The sequence below is a fragment of the Gemmatimonas sp. genome (genome assembly GCF_036405635.1).
Lineage (GTDB): Bacteria > Gemmatimonadota > Gemmatimonadetes > Gemmatimonadales > Gemmatimonadaceae > Gemmatimonas.
In genome coordinates, this window is the sequence record NZ_DASWXE010000180.1 from 1 (window position 1) to 18051 (window position 18051).

Genomic DNA, 18051 nt, shown 5'->3' on the forward strand with positions numbered 1-18051 from the left:
TGCCCCGCGAAGAGGCGGCTCGGAACCGCCCCCAAGCCCGGCTTGGCTTCCGCGCCGTGCCACAATCACGGTGGTGCGGAGGGCACCAACCACGGGGGACGCGCTGCGGTCGCGGACTCACTCCGGCGTTGATCCACCCCACGCGCCGGCCCCAGGCCGCTCGGGGACCGGAGCAAGGCCGCCTCTTCGCGGGGCACGCCGGCGATAGCCCGGCGCCCCGCGAAGCCAGCGGCCGCGTCTCCGGATCTCCGAGCCGGCCGAGCCGAAGCCACACCCTCGTAGTTCAGCGGCGATAGAGAAAAGCGGCGTCCTCGAGCCGAGCACCGCGTTCATCGCAGACGGCGAATTTGCCGCCCGAGTAGAGGGTGGCCCCGGCGTACCGGCCGTCCTTGGTGATCGCGTAGAACTCGAGATCGAACTTGGGGCGACCATTGGGGCCCAGCAGGCGCGTCTCGGTCATGGCCACCACGCGCTCGAGAGTCTTGAGGAGGGCCTCCTGCGGGGCCAGCCCCTGGCGCATGAACTCGACGGCGAGGAACGACGCACAGGTCTTGATGTTGGCCTCACCGCGCCCGGTGCTGCCCGCCGCGCCCACGAGATTGTCGCAGTACTGCCCCGCCCCGATGATCGGCGAATCCCCGATACGCCCCGGCACCTTCCAGGCCATGCCGCTCGTCGTCGTGACGGACGCGACGTCGCCTTTGGCGTTCACCGCGTTCATGTTGATGGTGCCCGTGGTGAACTTGATCTTGATGTCGTCATCGTGATCGAGCCACGCGTCATTCGCGTTGAGGCGCGACTTCCAGCGCATCCAGTCCTGCCGCGAGCGTTCCGTGAGCAGGTTCTGCTCCTTGAAGCCCATCGCCTTGGCGAACCGCTTCGCGCCAGCGCCCACCAGCATGACATGGTCGGTGTAGTCCATGACCGCCTTGGCCACCAGCGACGGCGTGGCGATGTCCTCGATAGACGCCACCGAACCGGCTCGCCGCGTCGGGCCGTGCATGCACGAGGCATCGAGCTGCACCACGCCCTCCTCGTTGGGCAGCCCGCCCAACCCCACCGACTGGTCGTCAGGGTCGAGCTCCTGGATATTCACCCCCGCAATGGCCGCGTCGAGCGGGTCCGTACCGGTCTGCATCTGGTCGTAGGCCACCTTCACGCCGCGTATGCCGTTAGCCGAGGAGACGACCACCGGCCGGGCACGGAACCCAGGGGTTGTGCCTGGGGCCGGGGCGGTGGACGGGCTCCACCAGTCGTCCGGGAGGCGAGGCACAAAGCCGGCGGCAGCGAGCGCGGCTGAGCGCTCGAGGAAGTCACGACGGGTCACGGACACAGGTGCTCCGGAACAGAGAGGGCGGACAAGGCAGTATGACATGGCACGGCCGGCCTGGCGCCGGCCCGGATCGCGGCGTCGCGAGACCGATTGACAGACCTTCGACGTTACTGCCGCAGCGCCCCTGTGGCGAGACGGCGGCCGGACCGTCAGAATGTCAGTGCAGTAACCCACCTCCTTCTCAGCTCATGACGACTCCGGCCGAAATCGCCGATCTGCTGCGCGAAACCCACTTCCTCGATGGGTTCACCGACGCGCACCTCTGGAAGCTCTCCCGCCACGTCACTCCGCTCGATCTCGTCGCCGACGAGACCATCTTCAACGAAGGCGAACCCCGCCAGCGCTTCGCCATTCTGGTGAGCGGTGCGGTCGCCATTGAGAAAGCCTCCGATGGCCGCTCCACGCGCCTCGTGACGCTCGGACCGGGCGAAGCCGTCGGCGAAGGGCTGCTGCTCGACGACAGCAATCATGGCACCACCGCCCGCGTCATCATGCCGGGCAAGGCGATGCTGCTCAGCCGCACGCAGATCGAGGACATCACACGCGAGGCGCCGCAGCTCTATGCCGCGCTGGTGGCCAAGGCCGCCCGCGCCATCTCCGATCGCCTGCGCCGTGCCGACGCCACATTGGTGGGTCGCGGCCGCACCCTGGGCTTCGGCGGACATCGCACCCGTCTCGAGCACGACCTGCTCGGCGAGCGCGAAGTGCCGTACGAAGCGCTCTATGGCGTGCAGACCCTGCGCGCCCTCGAGAACTTCCCCATCACGGGGATCCCGCTGCGCGAGTTCCCGGTGCTCATCGAGGCACTCGCCACGGTGAAGGAGGCCGCCGCGCTCACCAATCAGGAACTCGGGCTGCTCGAGACGAAGCAGGCCGACGCCATCGTGCGCGCCGCGCGTGAGATCCGCGCCGGTCGTCACCACGAGCACTTCCTCGTGGACATGATTCAGGGCGGCGCCGGCACGTCGACCAACATGAACGCCAACGAAGTCATTGCGAATCGCGCGCTCGAGCTGCTCAACGAGCCACGTGGTTCGTATCAGGTGGTCGGCCCCAACGATCATGTGAACCTCAGCCAGTCCACCAACGACGTCTATCCAACGGCTGTGCGCGTGGCGCTGCACAAGAGTCTCGCTGGTTTCCGCGCCGAGCTGTCGCGGCTGGCCGACGCGTTTGGTGACAAAGGCACCGAGTTTGCGCCGCTGCTCAAGATGGGGCGCACGCAGATGCAGGACGCGGTCCCCATGACATTGGGTCAGGAGTTCAACGCCTTCGCGAACACGTTGCGCGAGGACGTGGATCGGTTGGCCGAAGCACAGTCACTGATCCGCGAGATCAACCTGGGCGCCACGGCGATCGGTACGGGCATCAATGCCCCACCGGGATATGCGGATCTCGTGGCGCGTCATCTTGCGACGGTGTCCGAAGTGCCGGTGCTGACCGCCCCCGACCTGGTGGAAGCGACCAGTGATACCGGTGCCTTCGTGCAGCTCTCGGGTGTGCTCAAGCGCACCGCCACGAAACTGTCCAAGATCTGCAACGACCTGCGCCTGTTGTCGTCGGGTCCGCGGGCGGGCTTTGGCGAGATCAACCTGCCGGCTATGCAGCCAGGCTCGTCGATCATGCCGGGCAAGGTCAATCCGGTCATTCCGGAAGTCGTGAATCAGGTGTGCTTCGACGTGATCGGGGGTGATGTCACGGTCACCATGGCGGCCGAGGCCGGTCAGTTGCAGCTCAACGCCTTCGAGCCGGTGATCGCCTATCGACTGCTGCGTGGCATCGACATGCTGCGAAACGCCTGCGCTGTGCTGCGGGAGCGGTGTGTCACCGGGATCACAGCCAATGCTGACAGGATGCGTCACTTTGTTGAACATTCCATCGGGATCGTGACAGCCCTGGTCCCCGTCATCGGGTATGAAGCAGCGAGTGACGTTGCCCGGACGGCATTGGCAAGTGGTCGCGGGGTGTTCGATATCGTGCTTGAGCGCAAGTTGCTCACGCGCGCCCAGCTCGACGAGATCCTGAACCCGGCCGCCATGACGGCACCGCGCAACGTCACCCAGGAATTTTCCGCCAAGTCGTAGTTCGCAGTGGGCGCCGTCGGCGCTCTTCTCCAGCCCCAGACTTCGGTATGTCGCTTTCTCGCCTGCGTGCATGTGGTGCTGCAATCACGTTGCTGGTGCTTGCAGCGTGTGGAGGTGGGGGCGACGGCGGCCCCACCCCACCGACGCCGACCCCCACCGTGCGTGGTGTCAGCGTAACCCCATCCGCGGCGACGTTGCGGGTGGGGGAGACGCAATCTCTGACGGCGCTCGTTGACGCGATCAACGGCGCCGGTACGACGGTCACCTGGAGTTCCGAAAACCCGTCACTGGCTTCGGTGTCGGCGACGGGGGTCGTGACGGCAGTGGCTACCGGAACTGCCGTGGTGCGTGCCACATCAGCGGCCGATACCCGAGTGAGTGGTACGGCCACCATCACGGTGCAGGCGGCCCGCAACATCTCCATCGACCCGGCCGCAATAACCATTGGCTCCGGGCAAACCGCTCGACTCACGGCCACCGTACAGATCGATGCCGGGCTGCCAACCACGGTGACGTGGCGCAGCGTGGCCACCAACATCGCCACTGTGGCAGCCAATGGCACGGTGACGGGTGTGGCGCAGGGCACGACTCAGATCCAGGCCATTTCCACGGCCGATACGACGCTGCGCGGTACGGCGGTCGTCACCATCGTCCCGGTGGTGCGCAGTGTCGCCGTCACGCCCACCACCGCGTCGGTATTCATCGGGGCCACGCAGCAGCTCACCGCCACCGTGACCGCCGACGTCGGGCTCGCCCAGACGGTGACCTGGCGCTCCAGCAATCCCGCCGTGGCGTCGGTCAGTGCCACCGGGTTGGTCACGTCGCTGACGGTCGGCACCACGACCATCACCGTACTGTCCACGGTGGATACCACGCGCCGGGCCACGTCGACGATCACGGTGCCAACGCGACCCATCTCGGTGGCCATCGCGCAACGCAACGTGAGTGTGAATCCCACGACCAGCGTGGCGCTGACCGGCACGGTGACGGCCGATCCGGGCGTGAGCACGGCGCTCACCTGGAGCTCGAGCGCGCCGAGCGTGGCCTCGGTGAATGCGTCAGGCGTGGTCACAGGCGTTGCCTCCGGGACCACGCTCATCACCGCGTCTTCGGTCGCCGACGTGTCGAAGTGGGACACGGTCACGGTGCGTGTGGTGCCGCGTCTAGCAAACACGTGGACTGCGGCACGGCTCAGCGGTGCGCTCTACGACGATGTCGTGGCCGTGGCACCGATCGAAAGCAACAACGCCTTCGCCGTCAACGTGACGGGCGACATCGTGCGCTGGAACGGCACCACGTGGGCCGTGAGCGCCCGCGGTGCGACTTACGGCACGACGTTCTACGCCATTCATGCATCGGCCGCCAACAACGTGATCGCGGTGGGCTCCAACGGCGCCATCGCGCGATGGAACGGCACCGCGTGGGCCAGCATGACGTCTGGATCAACGCGCGCACTGTACAGCGTCTTCGCCGAGAATGCGACGACGGCGTATGCGGTCGGCGCCGGCGGCACGATTCTGCGCTGGAACGGTACCGCGTGGGCGAGCGAAGTGTCGGGCACGACACTGGCCCTCAATGGCGTGTGGGCCGGTGATGGCGTGGCATACACCGTGGGTGCGGATGGTGAAGTGCTGCGCCGCTCAGGCTCGGCGTGGGCCCGTGTCACGGTGCCCACCGTGGAGACGCTGTATGGTGTGCACGGCCTCAATCTCTCCAACGTGGTGGTGGTCGGTGCCGAGGGCACGCTGCTGCGGTGGAACGGCAACGAATGGAGTACGCTGCCGTCGGGCGGCTTCTCGGGCGGCTTCTACGGCGTGAGTGGATCGGCTGCGAATGACGGTCGTCGTTATGTCGTCGGTGACGGCGGTGTGTTGCAGGTCGATGGCAACACCGTGGCCGCAGTCACCACGCCGTATGCCCCGCGTTTGTACGGTGTTGGACTCGATGCCAGCGGCACCGTCTGGATCACGGGACAGCGGGGAGCGGTCATGCGGAGCGGTACACCGTGGACCACGCTCAACCTCGCGCCGGATCTGCTCGACGTGTGGACCACGGCGGCGAACAACGCGTGGGCCGTAGGCGAATTTGGATCCATCTATCGTTGGGATGGCACCAACTGGACACGTCAGTCGTCGCCGACGACCGTCACCCTGGATGCGGTCTGGGCGCCCAGCGCGACGGAAGCCTACGCGGGTGGCGAGAACGGCACGATGCTGCGCTGGAACGGATCGGCGTGGACGTCGATGATCTTCCCGAGCACCAGCACTGTGTATGCGCTGTGGGGCACGAGTGGCACCAACATCTACGCCACCACAGCGGCCGGTGAAGTGCTGCGGTACAACGGCACCGTCTGGACCATTCTCACGACGATGCCCAACAGCCTGTGGGCCGTGTACGGCTTTGGCACCAACGACATTTTTGTCTCGGGCGAGAACGGCGCCGCGGCGCGCTACAACGGCAACCTGTGGACCACACTGCCGGCGCCGTCGGGAGGCACGCTTGCCGGGTTGTGGACCACGGGCGCGACCGGCCTCTATGCGGTGGGCGCCAATACCCAGGGCACTTCTGGTGTGGCCTACTCCTGGAATGGCACCGCCTGGAGTTCGCTGGGCGTGGGCTCGTCACGCATCCTGACGTCGATCTGGGGCCCCAGCCTGCTCGACCTCTATGTCACGGGCGACGTGGGCACCATGCTCCACTTCGACGGTACGCGCTGGCAAACCATGACCACCGGTACGACTGACCTGCTGTGGAGCGTCTCGGGCGCCCCGAACGCCAGTGGTGGCGCCTTTGCGGTGGGGTACAACACCACTATCGTCGCGGGATCGCTCTCCAGCGGTGCCCTGCGGGCGGCCGTGATGGGCGCAGCGGGTGTGGGCGGGCGGGCGTCGCTCGAACCTGGCAACGGAGCAAAGCTTCGGCGCGGACCGTTGCCTGAAGGCGCCAATCGAACGAAGCGTCGCCGGTAATCCGCGTCACCAAAACCGATGTCAAATGTCCCAAGAGCGGGCGATCAATGATCGCCCGCTCTTTTTGTGCAAAAGTGTGACACCGATTCCAGCAGTGTGACGGATCGGGCCGCAGGTTGTGCGGCTCGTGCCTCCCGCGTGTGTGAGTCGTCCAAGGATCGAACAGCCTTTCACGCGTTCCCTGGATTCTACGCACGTCATGACTGGTCTTTTTTCGTTGCACCATACGATGTCGCGCGGCCTTCGCACGCTTGCTGCTACGGCGCTTGTCCTCAGCACGGCTTTTGTCACAGCCTGTGCAGGCGGTGCCGACTCCACGACCGGCCCTGGTGGTGGTGGAAACGGCGGCGGCGGCGGTACGCCGTCCAGCCTTCAGCTCTCGACATCGTCGATGAGCCTTGGCGCTATCGGCGCATCCGAACAGATCAACGCGACCGTGCGAAATGCGTCCGGTGGCGCCATCGCCGGTGCATCGGTCAACTGGTCGAGCGCAGACATCACGATCGCCGATGTGGCCGGTTCGGGCACGACGGCAGTCGTCACGGCACGCGCACCAGGACGCACGACCATTCGCGCGCAGATCGGCAGTTTTGTCCAGGACATCGCGATTCATGTGCTCGCGGTGCGGACCCTGTCCATCACGCCCGCCACCGGCAGCATGCGCGCCGGCGATCAGCTTACGTTTGTCGCATCGCTGGATGCAGACCCAGGTGCCGTCCCCGACGTGCGATGGGCCAGTGAAAACCCCGGCGTAGTCACCGTATCTGCCAACGGCGTGGTGACGGGTGTCGGTCCAGGTACGGCCGTGGTGCGGGTGACCGCCGTGGCCGACGCGCGTGTGTCTGCCGCAGCGTTGCTCACCGTGACGCCTGCGCGCAGTGTGCGCCTCTCCACCGCGCCGACCACCCTCTGGGTTGGTGACGATGCTTCGCTCGCGGCCACCATCGATGTGGACAGCACGCAGTCGCGCGATGTGCAGTGGAGCAGCAGCCAGCCCACGGTCGCCTCCATTTCGACATCGGGCGTCGTCACCGCAATCGGCGTTGGCATCACCACCATTCGCGTGAGTGCTGCGGCCGACCCGCGCCTGCAGGATTCTGTGCGCCTCGAAGTGCGACCGGCGCGCCTGGTGTCCGTGTCGCCGTCCTCGGCGTCGCTTGGCGCCGGCGAAACACGCGCGCTCGTGGCGCAGGTAACCATCGAAGCCGGCATGAGCACGAACGTCTCGTGGCGTTCGAGCGACCCCGCCATTGCGATGGTGTCGCAGAGCGGCCTGGTCACCGGTGTATCGCAGGGCACGACGACCATCACGGCTATTTCGCTGGCCGACACGACGCGTCGCGGTTCGGCGTCCATTTCGATCGTGCCGATTGTGCGCGATCTGGATCTGTCGCCGAGTGCGTTGTCGATGTTCCTGGCGGACAGCCGCCAGTTGAACGCCAGCCTGTCGGCGGATGCAGGCGCCTCGCGCACCATCATCTGGCGCTCGAGCAATGCCACCGTGGCGTCGGTGAGCGATGAGGGTGTGGTCACGGCCAATGCGGTCGGAACGGCGATGATCACCGCGATCGCGGCAGCAGATACGACGCGGCGCGCCACGGCACTCATCACGGTGCGCTATGCGCCGGTGGTCACGGTGTCGCCGACCAGTGTGTCTCTCGAGGTGGGCCAGACGCGTCAGGCCACCGCTTCCGTGCAGGCCGATGCCGGTGTGAATCGCAGCGTCACGTGGCGGACTGAAGACGCCAGTGTTGCCGCGGTGTCCGTGGGTGGTGTCATCACGGCAACCGGGTTCGGATCGACCACCGTGACGGCGGTATCCGTGGCCGACACCACGCGCAGTGCATCGATTGCAGTATCGGTCGTGCCGGTGATCCGCGGCGTGACCATCTCGCCGGCAGCCATTACGCTGGCTCCGGGTGAGGCACGCACCTTCTCCGGTGCCGTCAGTGGCGATCCGGGTGCACCGTCGGGACTCATCTGGCGCACGAGCAACGCGACGGTTGTGGCGATCACGTCCAACGGGACCGCCACGGGTGTCGCGGCGGGCAGCGCGACGATCACGGTGCTGGCGGCGGGGGATACGACCAAGCGCGCGACCGCTTCGGTGACAGTGCGCTCCGCGCCCACTGTGAGTGTCACGCCGGCCACAGTGTCGCTCTCACTTGGTCAGCAGCAGTCGATCATTGCATCGGTGACGGGTGAATCGGGTGGCAGCCAAGGCGTCACCTGGCGCTCAGGCAACACGGCCATCGCATCAGTGAGTAGCGCTGGTCTCGTGACGGCGACGGGCTTTGGTACCACACTGGTCACCGCCGTGTCAGTGTCGGACACGACCCGTTCCGCGTCGGCCACGATCACGGTGGTTCCGCAGGTGCAGTCAGTGAGTGTGACGCCAAGTTCGGCGACGATTGCGGCCAGCCAGTCGGTGCAACTGACGCCGTCCGTGGTGGCGCAGGGTTCGCTCTCCACGGCTGTCACCTATCGCAGCAGCAATCCCGCCGTGGCCAGCGTGAACTTCGCGGGTCTCGTGACGGGAACGGGTACCGGCAGCGCAGTCATCACCGTCGCGTCCGTCGCCGATACAGCGAAGAAGGCTACAGCGGCCATCACGGTCAGCGCAGCCCCGCCGCCGCCGCCCACTCAGCTCGTGACCAGCTGGACGAGTGGCCGAATCGGTGGTGCACTCTACGAGGACGTGGTGTCGATCGACGCCATCGATGCGTCGACCATCTTCGCCGTGAACTCGCTGGGCAACGTGTATCGCTACAACGGTTCGTCCTGGTCGCTGTCGGCGAGCGGCGCGAGCTACGGTACGCAGTTCATTGCGGTGAATGGCAGCAGCAGCAGCCACGTGGTCGCCGTGGGCACCAACGGTGTCATTGTGCGCTTCAACGGCGGCTCGTGGAGCAGCATGAGCAGCGGCACCACGCAGACACTAAGTGGTGTCTTCATCGAAAGTGCCTCGGTGGGTTATGCGGTTGGCGCCAACGGTACGGCGCTCCGTTACAATGGCTCGACGTGGACGAGCACCAGCACCGGCTCCACGTCGTGGTTGACTGGGGTGTGGTCCGCAGGTGGTACAGCGTTCGCCGTGGGTTCGGCGGGTGAAACGCTGCGCTACAGCGGTTCGGCCTGGAGTCGGCTCACCTCCGGCACATCGGAAGGGCTGCTCTCGGTATCGGGCACGTCCACGGCGAACGTGGTGGCGGTCGGCAACGCCGGCACCATCCTGCGCTTCGATGGTTCGGCTTGGAGTCGTGTGGCTGCGGGTTCCGTGTCGACGGATCTCTTCTCGGTGGCTGGCAGCACCGCCAACGGTGGCCGCATGTACATCGCCACCGACGACGGCTTGCTGCAGCTCAACGGGTCGTCCGTATCCGCGGTGTCGACGCCGTATGCACCGCGCCTGTTCTCCGCCTCGGTCGACGCTGCGGGCAATGTGGTGGCCGGCGGCCAGCGTGGTGTCGTGATGCGCTCGCCCGGGTCGACCTGGGAAACTGTGAGTGCCGCACCCGACCTGATGGACGTGTGGACCACCAGCACCAGCAATGCGTGGGCGGTGGGTGAGATGGGCTTCATCTATCGCTGGAACGGCAGCAGCTGGAGCCGCCAGACGGCCCCCACCACGAGCACGCTGAACACGGTATGGGCCAGTGGCAGCAGCGACGCCTTTGCCGGCGGCGACAACGGTACGATGCTGCGCTGGAACGGCAGCAGCTGGACCACCATGAGCTTCCCCGGCACGGGCTCGGTCTACGGATTGTGGGGCTCAAGCGCGAGCGATGTGTACGCGGTGACCTCGGCCGGTCAGGTGGTGCGCTACAACGGCAGTAGCTGGAGCGTGGTCACATCGACGTCTCGTCCGCTGTGGTCGGTGTTCGGATCATCCTCGTCAGATGTGTATGCCTCCGGTGAAGGCGGCGTCGTGCTGCGATTCAATGGCACGAGCTGGTCCACCGTGAGCGCACCCACCAGCGGCACGCTGGCCGGCATCTGGGCGGGAAGCGCCACGAACATCGTGGCCGTTGGCGCCAATTCCGGCAGTGCGAGTGGCATCACCTTCTCGTCCACGGGAAGCGCGTGGAGCAGTGTGAGCACCGGATCATCGCGCGTGCTGACGAGTGTGTGGGGCCCGAATGGCTCCGACCTGTATGTCACGGGCGAATCGGGCACCATCCTGCGCTACAACGGCAGCTCGTGGAGCACGATGAGCAGCGGATCGTCGGATCTGCTGTGGGCCGTGACCGGTCCCGCGAGTGGCTCCACCGGCGCGTTTGCGGTGGGCTACAACAGCACGGTGGTATCAAGCACTGGTAGCGGCTCGCTGATGGCGGCTGTGCGTGGCGCGGATAGCCGCGTGAGCTCGCTGAATCCGGGCGCCGGAGCGCGGACGCACAAAGGACCACTGCCGAGTGGGAAGGAACGGAGCCGGCGGAAGGGACGGTGAACCGCGTGAAGAGCGGGTGCTGGAACCACGGAAGCTGGACGGACGGGAGCTGGAACCACGGTAGCTAGAACGACGGGAGCTAGAACAACGGGTTCCGACGGTGCGACGAAGAACGGGAGCTGGACCAACGACCGCCGTGCGGTTCGTGGTTCCAGCTCCCGTTTCATTTCCCGTCGTTACAGCACCCGTTGGTCCAGCTGCCGTAGTCCCAGCTCCCGTCCGTCCAGCTTCCGTAGTTCCAGCACCCGTGGTCCCCGCTGTCCCGTTTCTCTATTCCCGCGAGAATGCCGCCATCGTCGGCCCCATCGCATCGATGGTCTCCCGGGCATGCCAGCGATCCTTGCCGTTGTACAGGAACGCAAACGCCAGGATCTCGCCGTTTTCGGCTGTCACGTAGCCAGACAGACCGATGACATCGTTGGTCGTGCCCGTCTTGGCGTGCAGGTTGCCCTGTGCCGGCGTGGCACGCATGCGATTGCGCAGCAGCTCCGATTCACCAGCCACCGGCAAGGACGCGTGGAACGCGCTGCCCCACTGCGCGTGATGCGCATGATCGAGCAGCTGCACCAGCGAGCGCGGCGTGACACGATCGAGCACCGACAGCCCGCTGCCATCGGTGGCCGTCACGGCATCCGGTGCTGCCCCCACCTGGCGCACGAGGAAATCCTTCAGCGTCGTCACCGCCGTCTCGGCCGACCCCACTGTCGTCTTGTCGGCACCGCGCGCCGCGCCGCGATACAACATCTCGGCGTACAGGTTGATGCTCTCGCGGTTCATGACTGACACCAGCCTTGCCAGCGGCGGCGACGGCAAGCTTGTGACCACCGTGGCGCCCTGCGGCGTCCGGCCAGCCTTGATCTCGCCGTCCACCTTCACGCCCTGCGCTTCGAGCGCGGCACGGAAGGCACCGGCCGTGAACGTGGCGGGATCGCCCACCACCAGTTGGTAGCGCACCGTGCCCGCGCGCGCGCCAATGGTGCCAGAGACCACCACCCGATCATCACCCACACGCCGGGCCGTGATGCGGGAACCACCGCCGGCCACCGTGCGCACGGTATTGGTGATGGTCAACGCTCGCGTGGCCGGCTCGAGGAATACGCGGGCGCCATCACCGGATCCACCCGGCGTTATGCCCACGATGACGATGTTCTCGTTGAGCGACAGCGCCGAGAACGGCGCGGCATATCCGGCGCCGGCGTATCGGCTGAGCCACCCCTCCGGAATACGGCGCGACTCGAACGCCGACGCATCGGCGATGATGTCACCCGTCACCCGCTTGATCCCGGCGCCGGCCGTGAACTGCGCCAGCAGGTTCATCGAGGCATCCGGCCCACCGCGCACAAAACGCGGCGACAACGAGGGGTCACCGTCGCCCCGCAATACGAGATCGCCCGCCAGCACTCCACTCGCGTCCACGGCGCCACTGCGCAGCACATCGGTGCTGAATGTGTGTTCAGGGCCGAGTTTCTCGAAGGCGATAGCCGACGTGAACAGCTTCATCGTGCTGGCCGGCACCATCGGCGCATCAGCACCACGGGCAAACAGCGTATCACCGCGCGAGATGCTCACCACCATGGCGCCCCAATCGCCGTTGCGCGTGCGGCTGTTGAGCAACGTGCCAAGGTCGCTGGTCAGTGCATCCGCGCCACGCGGTGTGGTGAAGCGCAGCACCGGCACGATGGGTGCCTTGGTGACACGACGGGTCGTGCCCGTGGTCGCGCGCGCGGGACGTTTCTTGGTGGTGGTCGTGCGTTTCTTGGCCTGGGTGCGCTTGGCCTGTACCAGCACCCGCGAGGACATGGCCGTCGACAACGGCGCCGCGTCCACCGTCGACTGGGGCGCAGCGAGCAACGATCCGATCACCAGCGCCGACACCCAACGCATGGGATGGAAGCTTCGTGCCTTCATGACATCACACCTTGAGAACGAAACCACGCTTCCATGCCGCCCAGAGAATCAGGAACCACAGGGCCACAAAGGAAACGGCATACGCGAATGACGCCTCCTTCGGCGGAAGCCACGACGCGTATACAGTCTTGAACACGAATCCCTGCGCCGAGATCCGTGAGCCGCCGTCGATCTCCCAGGTCCAGATGGAGGAAATGCATCGCGCCATCAGACCCGAGCCCAGAAATGCCAACATCGGATTGGTACCATAGACGACGAACGGGAACGTCCAACGTCGCAGCCCAATCCCGTCGATCAGCCACATGCATGTGGCGAGCGTCACAGCCCCCGTGCCGGCCGTGAAGATCACGTACGAACTCGTCCAGATGCTCTTGTTGATGGGAAAGACCCAGTGCCACATCAACCCCACCATCATCGCCAGCGCACCAACCGCAAACAAGGCAGCAAGCCGCTCACTGAGCGTGAGTTCCTGCCGCGCGATCCAGCGTCCTGCAAACGTACCGCAGATCATCGTGCCGATCGCCGGCAGTGTGCTGAGCAGACCTTCGGGATCCCAGGTCTTCGCGCCACTCCACAAGTGGTTCACACCGAGTACGGTGCGATCGAGCCAGGCGCTGAGCAGTTGATCGGGGTTGTCGAGCACGAAACGGCCGGCAACGCCGGTGTCGGGCACCGGTACGAGCGTCATCAGTGCCCAGTAGCCCAATAGCAGCGCCGCCAGAATGCCGAACTGTTGACGCAGTGTGGTGCGCCACGTGAGCAGCGCGCCGCACAGATAGGCGAGACCGATGCGCTGCAACACGCCCATGATGCGCCAATGCTCGAGGCGATCGATCACCCGTTCGCCGAACGAGGCGCCGGGCATGCCGGGTGGCCACGTGAAGAACGGAAAGCCAGACAGCAGCAATCCGAACAGGAAGATCAGTGCGCCACGCTTGAGGATCTGCCGCAGGATCGCCTGTTCATCGTCGCCGCGCGCGCAACGCGCCCGCAGCGACAGCTCGGTGGTGATCCCGACAATGAACAGGAAGAACGGAAAGATCAGATCGGTCGGCGTCCATCCATGCCACGGCGCGTGTTCGAGCGGGGGATAGATCGCCGACCAGGTACCGGGATTGTTCACGAGCAGCATGCCGGCCACGGTCATGCCGCGAAAGACATCGAGCGACAGCAGCCGCTCCGCCTTGAAGCCGCTCGTAGGGGAGGTCACGGCTTTGCGGTACCGGCTGGTGGTGATACGGCTGCGGGTACCGCGCCCGTCGCGGTGGAATCCGGCGGCGGTACGGTGGGCGACACCAGTCGCCATCCCGTGGTATCACAACGCACGGCAATCGATCGGTCCGGGGCCACTTTGCCTTCGTGCTCCCCACCCACATAGTGGCCGCCCAGTGTCACGGTGACCGCGTTGCCGTTGTCGGCTTCCGTCTTGCCGCGATAGACCACGAGCATCGTCGCGTACGGCCCCGCGTATTCGAGCTTCTCACGCACCTGCGCCTGGCCCTTGGGATCGCTCGTATAGAAGTACGTCGGTCCCTTGTCCTGCAGCACCTTGAATCCGTCCTCAGGCAATGCCGAGTCGGTGCCGACTGCGCTCAGGAACCGCTGCGGTGTCGGGCGGGCGTTGGTGATGTAGTCCCGCACAGCAAGCCCGACGGCAGTGGTATCGCGATCCGCACAGCTGGGGCCGGCTGCGACCGTATCGGCGGCGGCTACCCGCTTGTCGGAAGTTCCACCGCCGCAGGCCGCAAGGGCTGAAACGATCGGCGCCGTGATGGCCAAGGCATGACGGATGGTGAAACGTGCGGGCAGTGGCATGGCGGGAGGCGGGATCAGGTGATACTCTCGCGATGTGCTGTGTCACGACATTCCGACACGTGGCACCACGGAAAGGTTGAGCGGGAACGCAGAGCAGCGGCCGGTGGTAGAGCCTTGAGGGTGGCGCAACACGCGTCGCGATCAAACGCAGTGTGGTTTCTACTTGCGGGTTTGTCGAGGGGCAAACCCTGTCTCACCGTTAACGTGGAGAAGGGCATCGGATGTCTACCAATAATGCCATCGCCCGTGAGGGTATTTCTGCTGGACTCATCGGCGCCACCGCCATCGCGGTCTGGTTCGCCATCCTTGATGCCATGCGGGGCGACTTACTGGGTACTCCCGTGATGCTGGGCAACGCGATCGCGTCGCTCTTCCTCGAAGGCGCGCTGCCGAGTCGAGCGGGCGCGTTCCTCGGCTACACTCTGTTTCACTTCACCGTGTTCTGCATCGTCGGCCTCGTGTTTGCGTGGGTGGTGAACTCCGCGGAGCGTGTGCCGTCAGCATTCATCGGTTTTGCAGGTCTTTTCGTGGCATTTGAAGTCGGCTGGATCGGCTGGACGACGGTGCTTGCGCGTGGGTTTGGCGAACTCACATGGGCACAGGTCTTTGTCGCCAACCTGATCGCGTCGGCAGCGATGGGCGCCTACATGTGGCGCATGCACCCGGCGCTCCCGCGTCGCGTGAATGCTGCCTTGGCGGGCGCACCAGAGTAATCCGCGGCATTCGAACGCGGATGGACGAAGCCCCCGAGAACGAATGATTCTCGGGGGCTTCATGCTTCCTGAGGCGCGAGCAAAAAAACTCATCCCCAGTCGCTGTCCAACGCCTCACTCAGTGCCGCCAGCGCATCACTCCACCGCCGGCGCAGCTCGTCGAGATTCGCTCCCTCGGGCAACATCGCATGCTCGACACTCACCGAGGTGCGCGTGTTGCCCTGCCGCACGATGGCAATGGCGGCCTGTGAACCATCGGGGAACGCCAGACGCGCAAAGCGCGGCGGTAGCGCGCTCGTGATGCGATAGAGTCGCTCCGGTGCCCAGTCACGCTTGGTGGGGTCGTTCACCATGCGAAACACCGCACTCGCCGGCGCATGCACAATGCGCGACAGCTCCACAAACGGTCCTGCGGGCTTCACGGGAGTGGTGTCGCGCGGAGCGAGTCGCGGAGCGGGGCGGGCCTTGGCCGGACGAGCAGCATGCTGCCCGACTCCCGACTTTGCACCTGCCGACTTTCCGCCTGTCGGCCGTCCGGCCGCGGGCCTTCCAGCAGTTGACCTATCGCCCGGGGACTTCCTCGCGCCCGGCTTGCCCGACGAACCACCCGACTGCGACCGCCCACCGGACGGCTTTCCGCCACCCTCGCCGCGTCGCTCGTTTCCTCGGCTCATCCGTTCCCCGTCGTCGGCACCCAGCTCACCTGCGCACCGGCCTCGTCATCCTCGCCGCGCGACGACCACTTGAAGAACACCACTGTCATTACGGCATAGAAGAACACGCCGCCAGGGATCCACATGATCAGCCCACCGTACTGCTGATCGTCCATCGGCGTGATGCCCATGATACGCGGCGCAATCGCATACGCCGGATACAGCAACGTGTCGGCCATGGCGATGTAGATCGAGATGATCGACATCGGGATCACCATCAGGAAGCAATACAGCATCTGCGCCGGATACGGCGCGCGTGGCAGGTCGGGCAGTGGCGACATGAGCGGCCACCACATCAGCACCGACGCCGCGATGAACATCAGGTGCTGCGTGATGTGCACCGGGTGATAGGCCAATGCGAGATTGTACAGCGGCGGCAGGTGCCAGAACGCCAGCACGAGATTGAAGATCGCGAAGCAGGCCACCACCGACGTCGTGCGCCGCGCCAGGCGATACATCGCGGGACGACGCAGCAACGGACGCAGCATCCACCCCGGCGTGCCGTGAATCATCAACGGCGGCACGATCAGCGTCAGGATGAGGTGCTGCACCATGTGCGCGCTGAACAGGTAAAAATCGCTCAGGTCGTGCAGCGGTCCGTTCAGCGTGACAAAGAGCAGCGCCAGGGCGGTGAAGAACGACAGGCGCTGTCCGATGGTCGGACCAATCGGCGCACCATGCGCTGCCACAGCGGGAACCACCCCAGCCGAAGCTACCGCGGCCGAAGCCTCGGACGTGACGGGAACCAGGTCGGCGGGCGACGGCCCCTGCCGTGCGCGCCAGATATAGGCCGCCCCGAAGGCGGCGATCCCGATGGCCGTGCTCGGATGAACCGAGAACTCGCGAAGCGAGAGTTGGGCGACGGGGTGCAGAAGTGCCAGCATAGTGCACGGAATCTAACCGATCGGTCCGACCGGATCGGGCACGCGGTAAAGGCGGTCAAAGACAAACGGGTCCCGGTGATGCGCCGTGGCGCCCACCGGGACCCGCCTGAACCCGTGGAGGGGGTCAGTCTCTTACCGCGTCAGCTCAGCGACCCCAGACGAAGCACGAGCTTCGAGAAGAGGAACAGCAGACCGATGAGCGTCAGGCTGGCCACGATGAACGGACCCGTGAACAGTGCGCGGAACAGCTTGTGGTCGTACTTGAGGTGCATGTAGTACGCCACCACGATCACGAACTTCACCGACGACATGATCAGCATGCTGGGCACATACACCCAGCTGTTTTCCCATGCCGGGATGTAGTACGCCGAAACTTCGACGGCCGTGATGATGGTGAGGATGAGCGCGACCTTCCAGTACGTGGACCAGGTCGGATGCTCTTCGGCGTGGGCGTCGTGCGCCCCGTGCGAATGATCAGCCATCATCGCCTCACTTGATGAGGTAAACGAGGGTGAAAATCACGATCCAGATGACGTCGACGAAGTGCCAGTACAGCGCGGCGATGTCGACGAGCAGCGAATCCTTCGGTTCCAGGCCACGCTTGTAGTCGATCGCCAGCAGCGTGAACAACCAGATCACACCCGCCGTCACGTGCGCGCCGTGGAAGCCGGTCAGCGTGAAGAACGAGGAGCCGAAGAGGTTCGTGCGGATCGTGAGTCCTTCATGGATGAAGGACGTGAACTCGTAGGCCTGACAGCCAAGGAAGACGATGCCGAGCAGGCACGTCATCCACAGCCACAGCTTCGAGTTGCCAAGAATGCGTTCACCCGTGGTGGTCTTGGGCACGTGACGGTTCTGGACCGCCGCGAGCGCGAGCACCATCGCGAGTGAGGACATCAGGAGCACGAAGGTCGACGCCGACGTGACCGGGATGTTCAGGATCGGGTTGAACGTCTGGCCCGTGGTCGGGTTCGTCCACACCTCATGCGGATACGGTCCCTCGGGGCTCCGACCCTTGTAAATCAGGTAGGTGGAGATGAGGGAGGCGAAGAGCATGCACTCGGACCCGATGAAGGTCCAAATGGCGATCTTGCGGTTGTCGAGCCCGAGGGTCGTGTAATGGCCGCCGCCGCCGTGCGCGTGGCCGTCGCCGTGGGCGGCGGGAGCAGTGGTAGCGGTCAT

At 65.5% G+C, this 18051-nt stretch carries 12 protein-coding genes; 4 read left to right on the forward strand and 8 right to left on the reverse strand.

Annotated features, from left to right (window positions below; genetic code table 11):
* Window positions 1-283 precede the first annotated feature (283 nt).
* Window positions 284-1333, reverse strand: coding sequence for a N(4)-(beta-N-acetylglucosaminyl)-L-asparaginase (locus tag VGE27_RS14200; protein ID WP_331050323.1), 1050 nt, complete (start codon window positions 1331-1333; stop codon window positions 284-286).
* A 188-nt stretch (window positions 1334-1521) separates the two neighbouring features.
* On the opposite strand from VGE27_RS14200, the gene VGE27_RS14205 reads away from it, so the two are divergent.
* The 3 genes from VGE27_RS14205 (at window position 1522) to VGE27_RS14215 (ending at window position 10836) form a co-directional block, all read left to right on the forward strand.
* Window positions 1522-3417 (forward strand): aspartate ammonia-lyase, encoded by a 1896-nt coding sequence (locus tag VGE27_RS14205; RefSeq protein ID WP_331050324.1) that lies wholly within the window; start codon window positions 1522-1524, stop codon window positions 3415-3417.
* A gap of 47 nt (window positions 3418-3464) precedes the next feature.
* Window positions 3465-6386 (forward strand): Ig-like domain-containing protein, encoded by a 2922-nt coding sequence (locus tag VGE27_RS14210; protein WP_331050325.1) that lies wholly within the window; start codon window positions 3465-3467, stop codon window positions 6384-6386.
* Between the two features lie 199 nt (window positions 6387-6585).
* Window positions 6586-10836, forward strand: coding sequence for a beta strand repeat-containing protein (locus VGE27_RS14215; RefSeq protein ID WP_331050326.1), 4251 nt, complete (start codon window positions 6586-6588; stop codon window positions 10834-10836).
* A gap of 270 nt (window positions 10837-11106) precedes the next feature.
* Here VGE27_RS14215 and dacB read toward each other — a convergent pair whose 3' ends face one another.
* The 3 genes from dacB to VGE27_RS14230 are packed head-to-tail and all read right to left on the reverse strand — an operon-like array spanning window position 11107 to window position 14559.
* Window positions 11107-12744 carry a D-alanyl-D-alanine carboxypeptidase/D-alanyl-D-alanine endopeptidase gene (dacB, locus tag VGE27_RS14220; protein ID WP_331050327.1) on the reverse strand — a complete coding sequence of 546 codons (1638 nt, stop codon included), beginning with the start codon at window positions 12742-12744 and terminating at the stop codon, window positions 11107-11109.
* Between the two features lie 4 nt (window positions 12745-12748).
* Window positions 12749-13954 carry a DUF5009 domain-containing protein gene (locus VGE27_RS14225; protein ID WP_331050328.1) on the reverse strand — a complete coding sequence of 402 codons (1206 nt, stop codon included), beginning with the start codon at window positions 13952-13954 and terminating at the stop codon, window positions 12749-12751.
* Window positions 13951-14559: a hypothetical protein gene (locus VGE27_RS14230; RefSeq protein WP_331050329.1), complete on the reverse strand. Its 609-nt coding sequence runs from the start codon at window positions 14557-14559 to the stop codon at window positions 13951-13953. Before VGE27_RS14230 ends, VGE27_RS14225 begins: the two co-directional genes overlap by 4 nt.
* Window positions 14560-14780: 221 nt before the next feature.
* Between VGE27_RS14230 and VGE27_RS14235 the strand changes: the two genes are divergently transcribed.
* Complete coding sequence (locus VGE27_RS14235) at window positions 14781-15272, forward strand: hypothetical protein (RefSeq protein ID WP_331050330.1); 492 nt, start codon at window positions 14781-14783, stop codon at window positions 15270-15272.
* An 89-nt stretch (window positions 15273-15361) separates the two neighbouring features.
* Here the strand turns inward: VGE27_RS14235 and VGE27_RS14240 are convergent, their stop codons facing one another.
* The 4 genes from VGE27_RS14240 to VGE27_RS14255 all read right to left on the reverse strand — a co-directional run bounded on the left by VGE27_RS14240 (window position 15362) and on the right by VGE27_RS14255 (window position 18051).
* Window positions 15362-15694 (reverse strand): hypothetical protein, encoded by a 333-nt coding sequence (locus VGE27_RS14240; RefSeq protein ID WP_331050331.1) that lies wholly within the window; start codon window positions 15692-15694, stop codon window positions 15362-15364.
* A gap of 248 nt (window positions 15695-15942) precedes the next feature.
* Window positions 15943-16869: a cytochrome c oxidase assembly protein gene (locus tag VGE27_RS14245; RefSeq protein ID WP_331050332.1), complete on the reverse strand. Its 927-nt coding sequence runs from the start codon at window positions 16867-16869 to the stop codon at window positions 15943-15945.
* 140 nt (window positions 16870-17009) lie between these two features.
* Complete coding sequence (locus tag VGE27_RS14250; protein ID WP_331050333.1) at window positions 17010-17354, reverse strand: cytochrome C oxidase subunit IV family protein; 345 nt, start codon at window positions 17352-17354, stop codon at window positions 17010-17012.
* Between the two features lie 4 nt (window positions 17355-17358).
* A complete protein-coding gene (locus VGE27_RS14255) occupies window positions 17359-18051 on the reverse strand; it encodes a cytochrome c oxidase subunit 3 (RefSeq protein ID WP_331050334.1) in 693 nt (230 codons plus the stop codon).

Coding starts and splice junctions, on each gene's coding strand:
- dacB (WP_331050327.1), bottom strand. CDS start 12,744: ATGAAGGCACGAAGCTTCCATCCCATGCGTTGGGTGTCGGCGCTGGTG.
- VGE27_RS14235 (WP_331050330.1), top strand. CDS start 14,781: ATGTCTACCAATAATGCCATCGCCCGTGAGGGTATTTCTGCTGGACTC.
- VGE27_RS14250 (WP_331050333.1), bottom strand. CDS start 17,354: ATGATGGCTGATCATTCGCACGGGGCGCACGACGCCCACGCCGAAGAG.
- VGE27_RS14245 (WP_331050332.1), bottom strand. CDS start 16,869: ATGCTGGCACTTCTGCACCCCGTCGCCCAACTCTCGCTTCGCGAGTTC.
- VGE27_RS14255 (WP_331050334.1), bottom strand. CDS start 18,051: ATGACCGCTACCACTGCTCCCGCCGCCCACGGCGACGGCCACGCGCAC.
- VGE27_RS14230 (WP_331050329.1), bottom strand. CDS start 14,559: ATGCCACTGCCCGCACGTTTCACCATCCGTCATGCCTTGGCCATCACG.
- VGE27_RS14210 (WP_331050325.1), top strand. CDS start 3,465: ATGTCGCTTTCTCGCCTGCGTGCATGTGGTGCTGCAATCACGTTGCTG.
- VGE27_RS14215 (WP_331050326.1), top strand. CDS start 6,586: ATGACTGGTCTTTTTTCGTTGCACCATACGATGTCGCGCGGCCTTCGC.
- VGE27_RS14205 (WP_331050324.1), top strand. CDS start 1,522: ATGACGACTCCGGCCGAAATCGCCGATCTGCTGCGCGAAACCCACTTC.